Annotated in this window: 12 protein-coding genes and 1 pseudogene; 2 read left to right on the forward strand and 11 right to left on the reverse strand. The window is 69.4% G+C overall.

Annotated features, from left to right (window positions below; all coding sequences use genetic code 11):
* Position 1: 1 nt before the first annotated feature.
* The 11 genes and pseudogenes from rplC to DA06_RS05995 form a co-directional block, all read right to left on the reverse strand.
* Positions 2-669, reverse strand: a pseudogene (rplC, locus tag DA06_RS05945) (50S ribosomal protein L3).
* 11 nt (positions 670-680) lie between these two features.
* The gene (gene rpsJ / locus DA06_RS05950) at positions 681-989 is read right to left on the reverse strand and encodes a 30S ribosomal protein S10 (RefSeq protein WP_043498203.1); all 309 of its coding nucleotides are present in this window, start codon (positions 987-989) and stop codon (positions 681-683) included.
* A 914-nt stretch (positions 990-1,903) separates the two neighbouring features.
* Positions 1,904-3,097: an elongation factor Tu gene (gene tuf / locus DA06_RS05955; protein ID WP_043498205.1), complete on the reverse strand. Its 1,194-nt coding sequence runs from the start codon at positions 3,095-3,097 to the stop codon at positions 1,904-1,906.
* 123 nt (positions 3,098-3,220) lie between these two features.
* On the reverse strand, positions 3,221-5,323 hold the full coding sequence (fusA, locus tag DA06_RS05960) for an elongation factor G (RefSeq protein WP_043498207.1): 2,103 nt from the start codon (positions 5,321-5,323) through the stop codon (positions 3,221-3,223).
* Positions 5,324-5,400: 77 nt separating this feature from the next.
* Positions 5,401-5,871, reverse strand: a complete 471-nt coding sequence (gene rpsG, locus DA06_RS05965) for a 30S ribosomal protein S7 (RefSeq protein ID WP_043498209.1) — start codon at positions 5,869-5,871, stop codon at positions 5,401-5,403.
* A complete protein-coding gene (gene rpsL, locus DA06_RS05970; protein WP_043498211.1) occupies positions 5,871-6,245 on the reverse strand; it encodes a 30S ribosomal protein S12 in 375 nt (124 codons plus the stop codon). The genes rpsG and rpsL overlap by 1 nt, the downstream gene beginning before the upstream one ends.
* Before the next feature lie 421 nt (positions 6,246-6,666).
* A complete protein-coding gene (locus DA06_RS05975; protein ID WP_043498213.1) occupies positions 6,667-10,557 on the reverse strand; it encodes a DNA-directed RNA polymerase subunit beta' in 3,891 nt (1,296 codons plus the stop codon).
* Positions 10,558-10,689: 132 nt separating this feature from the next.
* Positions 10,690-14,199 carry a DNA-directed RNA polymerase subunit beta gene (gene rpoB, locus DA06_RS05980; RefSeq protein WP_043498215.1) on the reverse strand — a complete coding sequence of 1,170 codons (3,510 nt, stop codon included), beginning with the start codon at positions 14,197-14,199 and terminating at the stop codon, positions 10,690-10,692.
* 233 nt (positions 14,200-14,432) lie between these two features.
* Positions 14,433-14,825: a 50S ribosomal protein L7/L12 gene (rplL, locus tag DA06_RS05985; RefSeq protein WP_043498217.1), complete on the reverse strand. Its 393-nt coding sequence runs from the start codon at positions 14,823-14,825 to the stop codon at positions 14,433-14,435.
* 82 nt (positions 14,826-14,907) lie between these two features.
* Positions 14,908-15,429: a 50S ribosomal protein L10 gene (rplJ, locus tag DA06_RS05990; protein WP_043498219.1), complete on the reverse strand. Its 522-nt coding sequence runs from the start codon at positions 15,427-15,429 to the stop codon at positions 14,908-14,910.
* A 106-nt stretch (positions 15,430-15,535) separates the two neighbouring features.
* Positions 15,536-16,912: a Na+ dependent nucleoside transporter N-terminal domain-containing protein gene (locus DA06_RS05995; protein ID WP_418607136.1), complete on the reverse strand. Its 1,377-nt coding sequence runs from the start codon at positions 16,910-16,912 to the stop codon at positions 15,536-15,538.
* Between the two features lie 112 nt (positions 16,913-17,024).
* On the opposite strand from DA06_RS05995, the gene DA06_RS06000 reads away from it, so the two are divergent.
* Positions 17,025-17,759 carry a glutamine amidotransferase gene (locus DA06_RS06000; protein WP_043498226.1) on the forward strand — a complete coding sequence of 245 codons (735 nt, stop codon included), beginning with the start codon at positions 17,025-17,027 and terminating at the stop codon, positions 17,757-17,759.
* Positions 17,760-17,866: 107 nt separating this feature from the next.
* Positions 17,867-18,865: a bile acid:sodium symporter family protein gene (locus tag DA06_RS06005; RefSeq protein ID WP_043498228.1), complete on the forward strand. Its 999-nt coding sequence runs from the start codon at positions 17,867-17,869 to the stop codon at positions 18,863-18,865.
* Position 18,866 lies beyond the last annotated feature (1 nt).

The following is an 18,866-nucleotide window of genomic DNA, read 5'->3' on the forward strand; positions in this document are numbered from 1 at the left end:
GTCACGCCCCCTTCGCGGCGGTACGGATCACGACGACGCCGCCCTTGTTGCCCGGAACGGCACCGGCGACGAGCAGCAGGCCCCGCTCGGCGTCGACGGCGTGGATCTTCAGGTTCTGGGTGGTCTGGCGGGCGTTGCCCATCCGACCGGCCATCCGCTGCCCGCGGAACACGCGCGCCGGCGTCGAGGCGCCGCCGATCGAGCCCGGCTTGCGGTGGTTGCGGTGCGCACCGTGGGAGGCGGAGACGCCGGCGAAGCCGTGGCGCTTCATGACACCCGCGGTGCCCTTGCCCTTGGTCGTGCCGACGACGTCGACGCGCTGGCCGGCCTCGAAGAGGTCGACGGCGAGCTCCTGGCCGAGGCTGTACTCGTCGCGTCGGTGGTGCGGATCTCGGTCACGTGACGGCGCGGGGTGACCCCGGCCTTCTCGAAGTGACCCTTGAGCGGCTGCGTGACCTTGCGGGGGTCGATCTGGCCGAAGGCGAGCTGCACGGCGTTGTAGCCGTCGGTCTCCGCGGTGCGCACCTGCGTCACCACGTTCGTGCCCACCTGGACGACCGTGACGGGCACGAGGCGGCCGGCCTCGTCCCAGACCTGGGTCATGCCGAGCTTCGTGCCGAGCAGCGCCTTGACGGCGCGGCCGGCAGCCTGCTGGGAAGTCGTAGTCATTACAGGTGTCCTCAGAGCTTGATCTCGATGTTCACGTCCGCCGGCAGGTCGAGACGCATGAGCGAGTCGACAGCCTTCGGCGTCGGGTCGACGATGTCGATGAGGCGCTTGTGGGTGCGCATCTCGAAGTGCTCGCGGCTGTCCTTGTACTTGTGGGGCGAACGGATGACGGTGAAGACGTTCTTCTCCGTCGGCAGCGGCACCGGGCCCACGACCGTCGCACCAGCGCGAGTCACCGTGTCGACGATCTTGCGCGCCGAGCTGTCGATGACCTCGTGGTCGTAGGACTTGAGCCGGATGCGGATCTTCTGTCCCGCCATGGCGTCGTCTAACCTCTCTCGTACCGCTGTCTGTACCGACCCCCGCGCTCGGGCGTGTCGCGCTCGGCGACACGCTCCGACCCGGATCCCCCGTTCGGGGGTGGTCGTTGTGATGCTCGTTCGGATCCGGGCGTTGGCACCCGATCCAGCAGTCATGTCTCTGGGGCCTGACCCCAGGCAACCGGACTAGTCTGCCAGAACCACCAGCCAGATGGCCAGTCGCACGTCGTCCCCGCGGTGAGGACTAGGTCACGCTCCGGCAGGCACGCTCGCGCGTCCCGGCCCCGCCACGTTACCAGGCCGCTTCCCCGTGCCGCGAGCCCTCAGCGCGATCACGGGCTGTGACGCTCGGCACCGCACGCGCCCCGCACGGTGTGCAGCGCGTTCGCGGTGCGGAAGGGGGTCTGCCCGCACCGCCTCTCCCGCGCCCGGCGGGCGATCCTCCCGCACCGCCTCTCCCGCGCCCGGCGGGCGATCCACCGCACCGCCCCTCCCGTGCACCGGCGGACGGTCCGCCCGCCACCGCCGACCCCCCACGCGCCGCGCCCTGAGCTTCACTCCCCCGCTCCTGGCCGCCACCGACCGGTCCGCCATCACGCCGAGCGCGGGGAGATTCGCGAAGTGCGTACGGACCTCCGCGCGCACCCGGCGACACCCGGCGCACCCGGCGGCACCGGGCGCACCCGGCGGCACCGGGCGCACCCGGCGCACCGGCGCGCACTGGACATGGGCGCCTGTCCCGCGACCGCGGCGGGGCATCTGACGCCGACCCGGCCCGCCGGTCTAGTAACCGGGAACGCCAGAGGGCCCGGCGGCTGCGGGTGCAGCCGCCGGGCCCCGTGGGTCCTGCGTCGCCGGCCGGAGCCGGCAGCCGGGTCTCCCCGGCGGGTGCCAGGCTCAGACCTGGCGGGTGATCACTTGAGGATCTTGGTCACTCGGCCGGAGCCGACGGTGCGGCCACCCTCGCGGATGGCGAAGCCGAGCCCCTCCTCCATGGCGATCGGCTGGATGAGCTCGACCGTCATCTCGGTGTTGTCGCCCGGCATGACCATCTCGGTGCCCTCGGGCAGCGTGATGACGCCGGTGACGTCGGTGGTCCGGAAGTAGAACTGCGGACGGTAGTTCGAGTAGAACGGGTTGTGGCGGCCACCCTCGTCCTTGGCGAGGATGTAGACCTGACCCTCGAACTGCGTGTGCGGGGTGATCGAACCCGGCTTGCAGACGACCTGGCCGCGCTCGACGTCCTCGCGCTTGGTGCCGCGCAGCAGCAGACCGACGTTCTCGCCGGCGTCCGCGGTGTCGAGCAGCTTGCGGAACATCTCGATGCCGGTGACGGTGGTGGTCTGCTTCGCCTCCTTGATACCGACGATCTCGACCTCCTCGTTCACCTTGAGCTGACCGCGCTCCACACGACCGGTGACGACGGTGCCGCGACCGGTGATGGTGAAGACGTCCTCGATCGGCATGAGGAACGGCTTGTCGATGTCGCGGACCGGGTCCGGGACGTTCTCGTCCACGGCCTCCATGAGCTCCTCGACCGACTTGACCCACTCCGGGTCGCCCTCGAGCGCCTTGAGCGCCGAGACGCGCACCACCGGAACGTCGTCGCCGGGGAAGCCCTGGGACGACAGCAGCTCGCGGACCTCCATCTCGACGAGCTCGAGGATCTCCTCGTCGTCGACCATGTCGGACTTGTTCAGCGCGACCAGCAGGTAGGGAACGCCGACCTGGCGGGCGAGCAGCACGTGCTCGCGGGTCTGGGCCATCGGACCGTCGGTCGCCGCGACCACGAGGATCGCGCCGTCCATCTGGGCCGCACCGGTGATCATGTTCTTGATGTAGTCGGCGTGACCCGGGGCGTCGACGTGCGCGTAGTGGCGCTTCTCGGTCTGGTACTCGACGTGCGAGACGTTGATCGTGATACCGCGCTGACGCTCCTCGGGAGCGTTGTCGACCTGGTCGAACGGGGTGAACGTGTTCAGGTCCGGGTACTTGTCCGCCAGCACCTTCGAGATCGCGGCGGTCAGCGTCGTCTTGCCGTGGTCGACGTGACCGATGGTGCCGATGTTGACGTGCGGCTTGGTCCGCTCGAACTTGGCCTTCGCCACTGGGGTCCTCCTGGGACTTGGGTAGTTGTCTCTCAGCTCTGGCAGGCGCTTGGCGGCCCCTGCCGGGGCGGATGGGATCCTACGGGTCGGTTATGGGTTACTTGCTGGGTCGACCTGTGGGACTCACTCGCCCCGGGTCTTCTTGATGATCTCCTCGGCGACGTTCCGAGGAACCTCCGCGTAGCTGTCGAACTGCATCGAGTACACCGCGCGACCCTGGGTCTTGGACCGGAGGTCGCCGACGTACCCGAACATCTCGGACAGCGGCACGAGAGCGCGGACGACCTTGACGCCGCTCGCGTCTTCCATCGACTGGATCATGCCACGGCGGGAGTTGAGGTCGCCAATGACGTCACCCATGTACTCCTCGGGCGTACGCACCTCGACGTCCATCATGGGCTCGAGCAGGGCCGGGTCGGCCTTCCTCACGCCCTCCTTGAGCACCATCGAGCCGGCGATCTTGAACGCCATCTCGGAGGAGTCGACGTCGTGGTAGGCGCCGTCGAGGAGGACGGCCTTCACGCCCACCATCGGGTAGCCCGCGAGGACACCGTTCTGGAGCGCGTCCTGGATACCGGCGTCCACGCTCGGGATGTACTCGCGCGGGATCCGGCCACCGGTGACCTTGTTCTCGAACTCGTACAGCTCGCCCTCGGCGGTGTCGAGGGGCTCGAAGGTGACCTGCACCTTCGCGAACTGGCCGGAGCCACCGGTCTGCTTCTTGTGCGTGTAGTCGATCTTCTCCACCTTGCGGCGGATCGTCTCGCGGTACGCCACCTGCGGGGCGCCGACGTTCGCCTCGACCTTGAACTCGCGACGCATGCGGTCCACGAGGATGTCGAGGTGGAGCTCGCCCATGCCGCCGATGACGGTCTGGCCGGTCTCGTCGTCCAGGCGGACGGAGAAGGTCGGGTCCTCCTCGGCCAGCTTCTGGATCGCCGTGCTCAGCTTCTCCTGGTCGCCCTTGGTCTTCGGCTCGATGGCCACGTGGATGACCGGCTCCGGGAACGTCATCGACTCGAGGATGACCGGCGCGTCGAGGGCGCAGAGGGTGTCACCCGTGGTGACGTCCTTCAGGCCGATGAACGCGTAGATGTGGCCCGCGTGGGCGACCTCGATCGGGTTCTCCTTGTTGGAGTGCATCTGGAACATCTTCCCGATGCGCTCCTTCTTGCCCTTGGTCGAGTTGAGGACCTGGGCGCCCTGCGGCACGGTGCCGGAGTACACGCGCACGTAGGTGAGCTTGCCGAAGAAGGGGTGCGACGCGACCTTGAACGCCAGGGCGGAGAAGGGCTCCTTCTCGTCGGCGTGACGCTCGACGACCGTCTCCTCGTCCCCGACGGCGTGGCCCTGGACGGACGGCACGTCGAGCGGGGACGGCAGGTACTCGATCACCGCGTCGAGCATGGGCTGGATGCCCTTGTTCTTGAACGCCGAGCCGCAGAAGACGGGGTAGGCCTCGCCGGCGACCGTCAGGGCGCGGACGCCCTTCTTGATCTCCTCGACCGTGAGCTCCTCGCCGCCGAGGTACTTCTCGAGCAGCTCCTCGTCGGTCTCCGCGACCGACTCGATGAGCTTCGCGCGGTACTCCTCGGCCTTGTCCTGCAGGTCGGCCGGGATCTCCTCGACCTCGTAGTCCTCGCCGATCTTGACCTCTCCGCGCCAGGTGAGCGCGCGCATGTTCACGAGGTCGACGACGCCCTGGAAGGTCGACTCGGAGCCGATCGGGATCTGCATGACCAGCGGGGTGGCCTTGAGCCGGTCCTCGATCGTCTTCACGGTGAAGAAGAAGTCGGCACCGAGCTTGTCCATCTTGTTGACGAAGCAGATGCGCGGGACGTTGTACTTGTCCGCCTGGCGCCACACCGTCTCGGACTGGGGCTCGACGCCCTCCTTGCCGTCGAAGACGGCGACCGCACCGTCGAGCACGCGCAGGGAGCGCTCGACCTCGACCGTGAAGTCGACGTGGCCGGGCGTGTCGATGATGTTGATCTGGTTGTTCTTCCAGAAGCAGGTCGTGGCGGCGGAGGTGATGGTGATGCCGCGCTCCTGCTCCTGCTCCATCCAGTCCATCGTCGAGGCGCCGTCGTGCGTCTCGCCGATCTTGTAGTTGATGCCGGTGTAGAACAGGATCCGCTCGGTCGTCGTCGTCTTGCCGGCGTCGATGTGCGCCATGATGCCGATGTTGCGGACCTTGGTCAGGTCGGTCAGCACGTCAAGTGCCACGTGAGGCTCTCTTCGGTCGTGTCGTGGGTGAGGACGTTGCGGCGCGCCGCCGGGTTCGCCGGCGGCACGCGTCGTGACTACCAGCGGTAGTGCGCGAAGGCCTTGTTGGACTCGGCCATGCGGTGCGTGTCCTCGCGGCGCTTCACGGCGGCGCCGAGGCCGTTCGAGGCGTCGAGGATCTCGTTCATGAGGCGCTCGGTCATGGTCTTCTCGCGGCGGGAGCGCGCGTAGTCGACGAGCCAGCGCAGCGCGAGCGTCGTCTGACGGACCGGACGCACCTCGACCGGGACCTGGTAGGTCGCACCACCGACGCGGCGCGAACGCACCTCGAGGGACGGGCGGACGTTGTCGAGAGCGCGCTTGAGGACGACGGCGGGGTCGGAGTCGGTCTTCGTGCGGACGCCCTCGAGGGCGCCGTAGACGATCCGCTCGGCGGTGGACTTCTTGCCGTCCTGCAGCACGCGGTTGACCAGCTGGGTGACGACGGGCGAGCCGTAGACGGGGTCCACGACGAGCGGTCGCTTCGGGGCGGGGCCCTTACGAGGCATTACTTCTTCTCCTTCTTCGCGCCGTAGCGGCTGCGAGCCTGCTGGCGGCCACGGACACCCTGGGTGTCGAGCGCGCCGCGGACGATCTTGTAACGGACACCGGGCAGGTCCTTCACACGACCGCCGCGCACCAGCACGATGGAGTGCTCCTGGAGGTTGTGACCGACGCCGGGGATGTACGCCGTGACCTCGATGCCGGAGGACAGGCGGACACGGGCGACCTTGCGAAGCGCCGAGTTCGGCTTCTTCGGGGTCGTGGTGTACACGCGGGTGCACACACCGCGCCGCTGCGGGCTGCCCTTGAGGGCCGGCGTCTTGGAGGTTCCGACCTTGACGCTCCGGCCCTTGCGGACCAGCTGCTGAATCGTGGGCACTACATCTCCGTCTCGAAGTACTTGCTGTGTCGATGTGTTCTCTGCTCGCCCGACCTGGGGTCGACCGGCACGGGTCGTCGGACCCGTCCTGGCTCGCTTCCCCTTGCCCCCGCTGTCGGGCGTGTCGACCAGCTGTCGCGAGCCCTCGTCTGCCACCGTAAAGCGTGGATCGACGTGCTGCTACTGGGCGGTGACGCCTGCGGGCCCCGCTCCTGCCGGGGTCGTGACCCAGCGGCGTGAGAGGCGCACGCACGAGAGCCCGATGTCGCGGGCACCGCCGAATAGCGTACTCCGCGGCGGATTCGTGCGTCAAAGCTTGGGACGAGCCCGGGGCGTGGCGTGCAACACCATCGCCACGTCCCGGCGACGCCGCGGGGCCGGAGGTGCGAACCTCCCGGCCCCGCAGCGCCCTTGCGTTGGATCAGCGGAACTCGAGCCCGTACGTGTCCGGACCGAAGTCCAGGTCGTCGAGCAGGATCGACTCGTTGGTGCCGCCCGCGGGCGCGAAGTCGATGTCGCTGTAGCCCAGCCGGCTGAACGCCTGGGCCTTGGCCTCCTCGGTCGGCTCCACGACCACCTCGTGGTAGCGGGGCAGGCCCGTCCCGGCGGGGATGAGCTTACCGAGGATGACGTTCTCCTTGAGGCCGAGGAGCGGGTCGCGCCGGCTGCTCATGGCCGCCTCGGTGAGCACCTTCGTCGTCTCCTGGAAGGAGGCGGCGGAGAGCCACGAGTCGGTGGCGAGCGAGGCCTTGGTGATGCCCATCAGCTCCGGCCGGCCGGAGGCGGGGGTGCCGCCCTCGGAGACGACGCGGCGGTTCTCGGTCTCGAACCGGCTGCGCTCCATCAGCTCGCCCGGCAGCAGTCGGGAGTCGCCGGAGTCCAGCACCGTCACGCGACGCAGCATCTGGCGGACGATGACCTCGATGTGCTTGTCGTGGATGTCCACGCCCTGGGAGCGGTAGACCTCCTGGACCTGCTCGACGAGGTGCTTCTGCGTGGCGCGCGGGCCGAGGATGCGCAGGACCTTCTTGGGGTCCACCGCACCCGCGATGAGCTGGCGCCCGACCGCGACGTGCTCGCCGTCCTCGACCAGCAGGCGTGCGCGCTTGGTCACCGGGTAGACCGCGTCCTCCTGACCGTCGTCGCGGACGATGACGATCTTGCGCGTGCGCTCGGTGTCGTCGATCTTCACACGGCCGGCGGCCTCGGCGATCGGGGCCTCACCCTTGGGGGTGCGGGCCTCGAAGAGCTCCTGCACACGGGGCAGACCCTGCGTGATGTCCTCCGCGGAGGCGGCGCCACCGGTGTGGAAGGTACGCATGGTCAGCTGGGTGCCGGGCTCGCCGATGGACTGGGCGGCGATGATGCCGACGGCCTCGCCGATGTCCACCAGCTTGCCGGTGGCCAGGGATCGGCCGTAGCACTTGGCGCACGTGCCCACGTGCGACTCGCAGGTGAGGACCGAACGGATCTTGACCTCGGTGACCCCGGCCTGGACCAGGCGCTCGATGAGCACGTCGCCGGCGTCGTCCCCGGCCTGGGCGAGGACGTTGCCGTCCGCGTCCTTGACGTCGAGGGCGAGCGTGCGGGCGTAGACGCTGGTCTCCACCGTCTCCGCGCGCACGAGGCTGCCCGAGGAGTCCGGCTCGGCGATCGTCATCGTCAGACCCATACGGGTGCCGCAGTCGTCCTCGCGCACGATGACGTCCTGGGAGACGTCAACCAGACGGCGGGTGAGGTACCCGGAGTCGGCGGTGCGCAGGGCGGTGTCGGCCAGGCCCTTGCGGGCGCCGTGCGTGGCGATGAAGTACTCGAGGACGGACAGACCCTCGCGATAGTTGGACTTGATCGGCCGAGGGATGATCTCACCCTTCGGGTCCGCCACCAGACCGCGCATACCGGCGATCTGACGGACCTGCATCCAGTTACCGCGCGCACCCGAGGTGACCATCCGGAACACGGTGTTGCGCTCCGGGAAGTTCTCCCGCATGGCGTTGTCGACGTCGTTCGTCGCCTGGGTCCAGATGTCGATGAGCTCCTGACGGCGCTCGTCGTCCGTGATCAGACCCATGTCGTACTGCTCCTGGATCTTGGCCGCCTCGCCCTCGTACTTCTCGAGGATGCCGGCCTTCGCCTCGGGAGCGACGACGTCGGAGATCGCGATGGTCACGCCGGAGCGCGAGGCCCAGCGGAAACCCGCCTCCTTGAGCGCGTCGAGGCTCGCCCCGACGTCGACCTTGGGGTAGCGCTCCGCCAGGTCGTTGACGATGCCGCCGAGGATCTTCTTGTCCACCACCCGGTTGATGTACGGGTAGTCGACGGGCAGCAGCTCGTTGAACAGCGCACGACCGAGCGTGGTCTCGAGGACGTAGGCGTCGCCCTCCTCCCAGCCCTCGGGCGCGGTCCAGCCCTGCGGCGGGACGAGCTCGGGGAAGCGGATCTTCACGACGGCGTTCAGGTCGAGGTCGCCGCCGTCGAAGGCCATGATCGCCTCGGCCATGGAGGCGAACGACCGGCCCTCGCCCCGCGCGTCGGTGCGGTCCGACGTCAGGTGGAACAGCCCGATGATCATGTCCTGGGAGGGCATGGTCACCGGTCGGCCGTCCGACGGCTTGAGGATGTTGTTCGAGGACAGCATGAGGATGCGGGCCTCGGCCTGCGCCTCCGCGCTCAGCGGCAGGTGCACGGCCATCTGGTCACCGTCGAAGTCGGCGTTGAACGCGCCGCAGACGAGCGGGTGGAGCTGGATGGCCTTGCCCTCGACCAGCTGCGGCTCGAACGCCTGGATGCCCAGACGGTGCAGGGTGGGCGCACGGTTGAGCAGCACCGGGTGCTCGCGGATGACCTCGGAGAGGACGTCCCACACCTGCGGGCGCGAGCGCTCGACCATGCGCTTGGCCGCCTTGATGTTCTGCGCGTGGTTGAGGTCCACGAGGCGCTTCATCACGAACGGCTTGAACAGCTCCAGGGCCATCTGCTTCGGCAGACCGCACTGGTGCAGGTTCAGGGTCGGGCCGACGACGATGACCGAACGGCCCGAGTAGTCGACACGCTTGCCGAGCAGGTTCTGGCGGAACCGGCCCTGCTTGCCCTTGAGCATGTCCGAGATCGACTTCAGCGCCCGGTTGCCCGGGCCCGTCACCGGACGCCCGCGGCGGCCGTTGTCGAAGAGCGCGTCCACGGACTCCTGGAGCATGCGCTTCTCGTTGTTGACGATGATCTCCGGCGCACCGAGGTCGAGCAGCCGCTTGAGGCGGTTGTTGCGGTTGATGACGCGGCGGTAGAGGTCGTTCAGGTCCGAGGTGGCGAAGCGGCCGCCGTCGAGCTGGACCATCGGGCGCAGGTCCGGCGGGATGACCGGGACGCAGTCCAGCACCATGCCCAGCGGCGAGTTCCCGGTGGTCAGGAACGCGTTGACGACCTTCAGCCGCTTGAGCGCGCGGGTCTTGCGCTGACCGGTGCCGGTGGCGATGGTCTCGCGCAGCGAGTCCGCCTCGGCCTGCAGGTCGAAGGTCTCCAGGCGCTTCTGGATCGCCTCGGCGCCCATGGCGCCCTTGAAGTAGATGCCGTAGCGGGCGTTGAGCTCGCGGTAGAGCAGCTCGTCGCCCTCGAGGTCGCCGACCTTGAGGTTCTTGAAGCGGTCCCAGACGCGCTCGAGGCGGTCCAGGTCCTGGTCGGCGCGCTTGCGCAGCTGCGCCATCTCGCGCTCGGCGGACTTGCGCACCTTGTCGCGCGCGTCGGCCTTGGCGCCCGAGGCCTCGAGCTCGGCGAGGTCGGCCTCGAGCCGCTGCGCGCGGGCCTCGATGTCGGCGTCGCGCCGGGTCTCGACCTGCTTCTTCTCCAGGTCCATCTCGTTCTGGAGCGAGGGCAGGTCCTCGTGGCGGCCGTCCTCGTCGACCTCGGTGATCATGTACGCGGCGAAGTAGATGACCTTCTCGAGGTCCTTCGGCGCGAGGTTGAGCAGGTACCCCAGGCGCGAGGGGACGCCCTTGAAGTACCAGATGTGGGTGACGGGCGCGGCCAGCTCGATGTGGCCCATGCGCTCGCGGCGGACCTTGGAGCGGGTGACCTCCACGCCGCAGCGCTCGCAGATGATGCCCTTGTAGCGCACGCGCTTGTACTTTCCGCACGCGCACTCCCAGTCCCGGGTGGGGCCGAAGATCTGCTCGCCGAACAGACCATCCTTCTCCGGCTTCAGGGTGCGGTAGTTGATGGTCTCGGGCTTCTTGACCTCACCGTGCGACCACTCGCGCACGTCGCCCGCGGTCGCGAGCGAGATGTGGAGCTGGTCGAAGACATTGACGTCGAGCAAGGGTTCCTACTTCCTCCGGTAGAACACCGTTTACAGCTTTGAGGTTGGGCGCCGGTGGGGCTGGCGGTGCCGGGGCGTGGCCGACCGTGTTCTCTCGGCCGGCCACGCGACCACGGCACGCCCCCTCGGGTCCTACAGTTCGTCGACGCTGCTGGCGTCGGGACGGCGCGAGAGGTCGATGCCGAGCTCTTCCGCGGCCCGGTACACCTCGTCGTCGGCGTCCCGCAGCTCGATCGCGTTGCCCTCGGCGTCGAGCGCCTCGACGTTCAGGCAGAGCGAGCGCATCTCCTGGATGAGCACCTTGAAGGACTCCGGGATGCCCGGCTCGGGGATGTTCTCGCCCTTGACGATGGCCTCGTACACCTTCACGCGGCCGGTGACGTCGTCGGACTTGATGGTGAGCAGCTCCTGCAGGGCGTAGGCGGCGCCGTAGGCCTCGAGGGCCCAGACCTCCATCTCGCCGAAGCGCTGACCACCGAACTGCGCCTTACCGCCCAGCGGCTGCTGGGTGATCATCGAGTACGGACCGGTGGAACGGGCGTGGATCTTGTCGTCCACCAGGTGGTGCAGCTTGAGGATGTACATGTAACCGACGGAGATCGGCTCCGGGAACGGCTCGCCGGAGCGGCCGTCGAAGAGCTGCGCCTTGCCGTCGGCGTTCACCACGCGGTCCCCGTCGCGGTTCAGCGTCGTGTGCTGCAGCAGGCCCTGGATCTCCTCCTGGTGGATGCCGTCGAAGACGGGCGTGGCCACCGGGGTGCCGGGCTCGCCCCTGAGGGCCTCCTCGGGCAGGGTGCGCGCCCACTCCTCGGCCGCCTTGGCGGCCTCGGTGACGTCCCAGCCCTGCGCCGCGATCCAGCCCAGGTGCAGCTCGAGCACCTGGCCGACGTTCATGCGCCCGGGCACGCCGAGCGGGTTGAGGATGACGTCGACCGGGGTTCCGTCCGGCAGGAACGGCATGTCCTCGACCGGGAGGATCTTGGAGATGACGCCCTTGTTGCCGTGGCGGCCGGCGAGCTTGTCGCCGTCGGTGATCTTGCGGCGCTGCGCGATGTAGACGCGGACCATCTGGTTCACGCCCGGGGGCAGCTCGTCGCCGTCCTCCTCGCTGAACTCGCGGACGCCGATGACGATTCCGGACTCGCCGTGCGGCACCTTCAGGGAGGTGTCGCGGACCTCGCGGGCCTTCTCGCCGAAGATCGCGCGGAGCAGGCGCTCCTCGCTGGTCAGCTCGGTCTCCCCCTTCGGGGTGACCTTGCCGACGAGGATGTCGCCGGAGTTGACCTCGGCGCCGATGCGGACGATGCCGCGCTCGTCGAGGTCGGCCAGGACCTCCTCGGAGACGTTCGGGATGTCCCGGGTGATCTCCTCGGCGCCCAGCTTGGTCTCGCGCGCGTCGACCTCGTGCTCCTCGATGTGGATCGAGGTGAGCACGTCGTCGGCGACGAGGCGCTGGGACAGGATGATGGCGTCCTCGTAGTTGTAGCCCTCCCACGACATGAACGCGACGAGGAGGTTCTTGCCGAGCGCGAGCTCACCCTCCTGCGTGGCCGGGCCGTCCGCGAGGACGGAGCCGACCTCGACCCGGGCGCCCTCGTCGACCAGCACGCGCTGGTTGTAGGAGTTGCCCTGGTTGGAGCGGCGGAACTTGGCGACACGGTAGATCTGGTTCGTGCCGTCGTCGGCCGCGACGTGGATCGCGTCGGCCGAGACCTCGGTGACCACGCCCGGCTTGGCGGCGACGATGACGTCACCGGCGTCGACGGCGGCGCGGCGCTCCATGCCGGTGCCGACCAGCGGGGACTCGCTGCGCAGCAGCGGCACCGCCTGACGCTGCATGTTCGCACCCATCAGGGCGCGGTTGGCGTCGTCGTGCTCGAGGAACGGGATCATCGCCGTCGCCACGGACACCATCTGCCGCGCGGAGACGTCCATGTAGTCGATCTCGTTGACGTTCACCAGAGCCGGCTCACCGCCGGAGAGGCGGCACAGGGCCGACTCCTCGAGGAACTTGCCGTCGTCGTCGAGCGGGGCGGACGCCTGCGCGATGACGTGGCGGTCCTCGTCGTCGGCCGTGAGGTAGACGACGTCGTCCGTGACCACGCCGTCCCTGACCACGCGGTACGGAGTCTCGACGAAGCCGAACGGGTTGATGCGCGCGAACGTCGCCAGCGAGCCGATCAGACCGATGTTCGGGCCCTCGGGGGTCTCGATCGGGCACATGCGGCCGTAGTGCGACGGGTGGACGTCACGGACCTCCATGCCGGCGCGGTCGCGGGACAGACCGCCCGGGCCGAGGGCCGACAGACGCCGCTTGTGCGTCAGGCCCGCGAGCGGGTTGTTCTGGTCCATGAACTGCGAGAGCTGGGAGGTGCCGAAGAACTCCTTGATCGACGCCACCACGGGGCGGATGTTGATCAGGGTCTGCGGGGTGATCGCCTCGACGTCCTGGGTGGTCATGCGCTCGCGCACGACACGCTCCATGCGGGACAGACCGGTGCGGACCTGGTTCTGGATCAGCTCGCCGACCGCGCGGATGCGACGGTTGCCGAAGTGGTCGATGTCGTCGGTCTCCGCGCGCACGTCGACCGGCTCGCCGTTGCGGGTGCCGGGGATCGTCACGTCGCCCTTGTGCAGGGCGAGGAGGTACTTGATCGTGGCGGCGATGTCGTCCAGGCGCAGGACCGACTCGCCGAGCTCCGTGGTCAGGCCGAGCTTCTTGTTCACCTTGTAGCGTCCGACCTTGGCGAGGTCGTAGCGCTTGGGGTTGAAGTAGTAGTTCTCGAGCAGGGTGCGGCCGGCCTCGACCGTCGGCGGCTCGCCGGGGCGGACCTTGCGGTAGATGTCGAGGAGCGCCTCGTCCTGGGTGGAGACGTTGTCCTTCTCGAGGGTCTCGAGCAGCACCGGGTAGTCGGCGAACTCCTCGCGGATCTCGGACTCGGTCATGCCGAGGGCGCGCAGGAAGACCGTGACGGACTGCTTGCGCTTGCGGTCGATGCGCACGCCGACGGCGTCGCGCTTGTCGATCTCGAACTCCAGCCAGGCGCCGCGGCTGGGGATCACCTTGGTGGTGAAGATGTCCTTGTCGGACGTCTTGTCCGGGGTCCGCTCGAAGTAGACCCCCGGGGAGCGGACCAGCTGGGACACGACGACACGCTCGGTGCCGTTGATGATGAAGGTGCCGCGCTCGGTCATCAGCGGGAAGTCGCCCATGAACACCGTCTGCGACTTGATCTCGCCGGTGGTGTAGTTGACGAACTCCGCCGTGACGAACAGCGGGGCGGCGTAGGTGAAGTCCTTCTCCTTGCACTCCTCGGCCGTGTACTTCGGCGGCTCGAAGCGGTGGTCGCGGAAGGAGAGCGACATGGACTGACCGAAGTCCTCGATCGGGGAGATCTCGGCGAAGATCTCCTCCAGACCGGACGTGTTGTTCACGGTGGTGTCGCCGCTCGCGGCGGCGGCCTCGACGCGTGCACGCCAGGCGTCGGAGCCGAGCAGCCAGTCGAAGCTCTCGGTCTGCAGCCCGAGCAGGTCGGGCGCCTGGAGCGGCTCGTGAATCTTGGCGAACGAGACGCGGCGTGATGCCGTACGGTTCGCGATAGCGTCAGCAGTAGGTGCGGAAGAGGTGCGCGAGGCAGCCAAAGGGGGTCCTTCCCTGCGATTGGAATGCACACTGCACTGATCACCTGGGACGGGTGGAGCCTGATGGGCAGGCAGAGGTCAGCGCAAAGCGTCAGCATACCGGCTGGATAGTGCCAGGTCCAGCAGGCACGGACGAGGCCCGCACCACAGGTGCGGGCCTCGTCGTCGAGCCGAAGAGGCTCCCGGCCCCGCCTCCCCGCGCGATGGACGCGCCGGACGGGGCCGGTGTCAGATCACTTGAGGGTGACGGTGGCGCCAGCGCCCTCGAGCTGCTCCTTGGCCTTGTCGGCCGTCTCCTTGTTGACGCCCTCCAGGACCGGCTTGGGCGCGCCGTCGACGAGGTCCTTGGCCTCCTTCAGGCCGAGGGAGGTCAGGGCGCGCACCTCCTTGATGACCTGGATCTTCTTGTCGCCGACCGACTCGAGGACGACGTCGAACTCGTCCTTCTCCTCGGCGGCCTCCTCGGCGGCGCCACCACCGGCCGGCGCACCGGCGGCGGCAACGGCGACGGGGGCGGCAGCGGTGACCTCGAAGGTCTCCTCGAACTGCTTCACGAACTCGGAGAGCTCGATGAGGGTGAGCTCCTTGAAAGCCTCGATGAGCTCGTCGGTGCTGAGCTTCGCCATGGTTGGCGTTCCTTCCTGGTAGTCCTGCTACGCGAGCAGAGGGTGGGGGGTGGTGCGTGCCGCGGCCGGGTCCCGGACGGGATCAGGCCTCGGCGGCCTGCTTCTCGCGCAGGGCCTCGATGGTGCGCGCAGCCTGGGTGGCCGGCGCGGTGAAGAGGTAGGCAGCCTGGAACAGCGCAGCCTTCATAGCTCCGGCCGCCTTGCCCAGCAGCACGTCGCGGGACTCGAGCTCGGCGAGCTTGGTGACGTCCTCGGCGGAGAGCTTGCTGCCCTCCAGGACGCCCGCCTTGATCACGAGCTGAGGGTTCGCCTTGGCGAAGTCACGCAGGGCCTTGGCCGCGTCGACCGGCTCCCCGGTCACGAACGCGATCGCGGTGGGGCCGGAGAGCTCGTCCTCGAGGTTGTCGAGGCCGGCCTCCTTCGCCGCGATGGCCGTCAGCGTGTTCTTCACCACGGCGTAGCTAGCAGTACCGGCGAGCGAGCGGCGCAGCTGCTTGAGCTGGGCGACGCTGAGTCCGCGGTACTCGGTCAGCATGACGGCGCTCGACCCACGGAACTGCTCCGTGATCTCGGCAACCGCTGCCGCCTTGTCAGGCCTCGCCATGGCCCTCCTTCCGGTAGTGACGCCGGTCGGCGGCCCGAAACGCAGAAAAGCCCCGTGCGCAGGAAGGCACGGGGCTCGGGCGCCACGAATGGCTCAAGCTCGTCTCTCACCTGCGCAGGCTCCGCGTCAGCGGACTTGGCCCCGTCTGCGAGACGGGCGACCGGCGGTCTTTGGCAGCTGCCACCTTACAGGGCCTCCCACGTCCCCGACAACGGCCGGGCCACCCTGCGCCGCCCCGGAGGCCGTGTCGTTGGCCACACAGGCGCCCGGCAGTCGCCCGCTCGGGAACCGGTAGGGCTGGGACACAGGCAGCGCTCGGACACCGAGCGGGCGGCTGTTCTGTCGGAGACCGGGCGGCCGACCCGCGCAGGCCGTCCAGGACAGCTGACACGACGGGCCCGCCGTCCGCGGTCGGGGCGGACCCCCCCGCATCCGGACCCATCCGGAAGGGAGCCGGCCAGGGCGTCGGACGAGGTTGAGTATCTGGTCCGAAAACCGCCGTCCACGAGCCAGAACCGCAACCTCGTCGGCCGTCCCTCGAGCCCCGCCCGGCGCACGACCGGGTCGGGTCTGCTTCGAGAACGGCCGCTGACGAACCGACACGGCACTCTCGCGGCGGCAGCCGGCTCCCCCGCCCACGGCGGACGGCGGCGGCTGCGCCGACCACTCCTTCCCGGCCCGCGCTGGCCGTCTCTGCTTCCCCACGGCGCGCCGACCCCACCGTGCGCGCTCGGCACGCGGGGACGACGGACGGCCCGCCACGGTCCTCGGCGTCCGCGGCGCCGCGCTCGACGGACCTCGCCGGCTCCGTCGTCGGCCCGGCGTCCTCGAGCGCTCCCGCGGGCACCAGAATCTTGGCCATCATCAGCGCGGCCGGCGCCGCCATGAAGCTGGCGGCGATCAGGTAGTCGAGGTTGGCGCCGAGCAGGGAGTAGCCCACCAGCACGGACCCCGCGACGGTGGTGAGACCGCCGGCCATGACGGCGAAGAGCTCGGAGCGGGTCATCCCGGAGATGTACGGCCTGATCACGAGGGGCGCCTCGGTCTGCCCGACGAAGATGTTCGCGGCGGCGTTCATCGACTCCGGCCGGGTGGTGCCGAGCAGCTTCGCCAGTCCGCCGCCGATGATCTTCACCACCCACTGCAGGATCCCGAGGTGGTACAGCACCGCCGTGAGCGCCGCGAAGAAGACGATGACCGGCAGCACCTGGAACGCGAAGACGGAACCCTCCTCGGGCAGGATCGGGCCGAAGAGGAAGTCGATGCCGGCACGCGAGGAGTTGATGACCGCCTGAACGGCCTCCGTCATCGCGCCGAGCACCGCCTTGCCCGCGGGGACGTAGAGCACCAGCACGCCGAAGATCACCTGGATCGCGAGCGCGAGCCCGACCGTGCGCACGCTGATCCGCCGCCGGTCGGCCGAGAAGAGGACCGCGATGGCCAGGATTACCACCATGCCGCCCAGGCCCCAGAGAACGTCCACCGCTGCTCCTTCGCTCGACACCTCGCACCTTCACGGTCGCAGAAGGCGGCGTGGGACGCGCGCCGGGGTGCTGCCGAGCGGCCGCGGGCGTCCAGAACCTTAGGATCGCGACGTGAAGCCCTTCCTGCTCGTGGCTACCCGCCCCGAGGACGCCGCCGCCGACAGCGAGTACGAGGCGTTCCTGCGCTACGGCGGCCTGACCGAGGACCAGCTCGTCCGGATCCGCCTCGAGTCGACCCCGCTGCCGCCGCTCGATCTCGACGACTGGTCGGGGATCATGCTCGGTGGCAGTCCGTTCACCAGCTCCGTCCCGGACGCGCACAAGTCCGACACCCAGCTCCGGGTCGAGCACGAGCTCAGCCGCCTGCTCGAGGTGCTCATCCCCGCCGACTTCCCGTTCCTGGGGGCGTGCTACGGCGTCGGCACGCTGGCCCGCCACCTCGGGGCGGTGGTGGACGGCACGTACGCCGAGCCGATCCACGCCGCCACCATCGAGCTCACCGAGGAAGGGGCGGCCGACCCGCTGCTCGACGGCCTCCCCGGCACGTTCCACGCGTTCGTCGGGCACAAGGAGGCTGCCAGCCGGCTCCCCGCCGGCGCGGTGCTCCTCGCCCGTGGCGAGTCCTGCCCCGTGCAGATGTTCCGCGTGAGGAAGAACCTCTACGGCACGCAGTTCCACCCCGAGCTCGACGCCCCGGGCATCCTCGAGCGCATCCGCATCTACCGCGACGCCGGATACTTCGACCCCGCCGAGCAGGCGGAGGTGGAGGCGAGGGTGCGCGGCGTGGAGATCACCGTCCCGCAGCGGCTCCTCGCCAACTTCGTGGACCGGTACGCGCGGGACTGACCGCCCCGCGGCGGCGGAGGTTCGCAGCACCTCGCCGGCGCCCTGTCCGCCGCCCGCATCCTGAGCCACCGTGCGTCGCCGGCGGGCGCGGGGCATCATCGGCGCCCATGACGACGCAGCCGCCCCGCACGTCCTCCGGGCCCGCCACGGAGGACCGCGGCGCCCGCGTCGCCGTGACCCTCTTCCCGATGCTGATCGTCGCCGGCGCGACGCTCGCGTTCCTCGCACCCGGCGCCTTCACGCCGATGGCCCCGGCGATCAACCCGCTGCTCGGAGTCATCATGTTCGGGATGGGGCTGACGCTGACGCTGCCGGACTTCCGGCTCGTGGTGACCCGCCCTCTGCCGGTCCTGCTCGGCGTGGGCGCGCAGTACTCGGTCATGCCCCTGCTCGGCGTGGGCGTGTGCTGGGTGCTCCAGCTGCCGGCCGAGCTCGCGGCGGGTGTCATCCTCGTCGGCTGCGCACCCGGGGGCACGGCGTCGAACGTCGTGGCGTACCTCGCCAAGGGCGACACCGCCCTGTCGGTCACGATGACCTCGGTCTCCACCCTGCTCGCCCCACTCCTCACGCCGGTGCTCACCCTCTGGCTCGCCGGCCGGTACATGCCCGTCGACGGCGTGGGCATGGCGCTGTCCATCCTGCAGATCGTGCTGGTCCCGGTCGCGCTGGGGCTGGTGGTGCGCACGCTCCTGCCGGGTCTGGTCACGCGCGCGCTGCCCGTCCTGCCCTGGGTCTCGGTCGTCGCCATCACGGTGGTGGTCGCCGCCGTCGTCTCCGGCAGCGCGGACAAGATCGTCGAGGCCGGTCTGCTGGTCCTGGCCGCGGTGGTGCTGCACAACGGCCTCGGGCTCGCGCTCGGCTACGGCCTCGCCGCCGTGACGCGGCAGCCCGAGCGCGTGCGCCGGACGGTCGCCATCGAGGTCGGGATGCAGAACTCGGGCCTCGCGGCCGGTCTGGCAGCCACCTACTTCAGCCCGCTCGCCGCGCTCCCGGGCGCGGTGTTCTCCATCTGGCACAACGTCTCGGGCGCGACCCTCGCGGCACTGTTCCGTCGTCGTCCGCTGTCCCCCGGGCGGACCCGGAACGTCGACGCCGTCGCCTCGTGAG

Source organism: Georgenia sp. SUBG003, from assembly GCF_000715355.2.
Taxonomy (GTDB): Bacteria; Actinomycetota; Actinomycetes; order Actinomycetales; family Actinomycetaceae; genus Georgenia.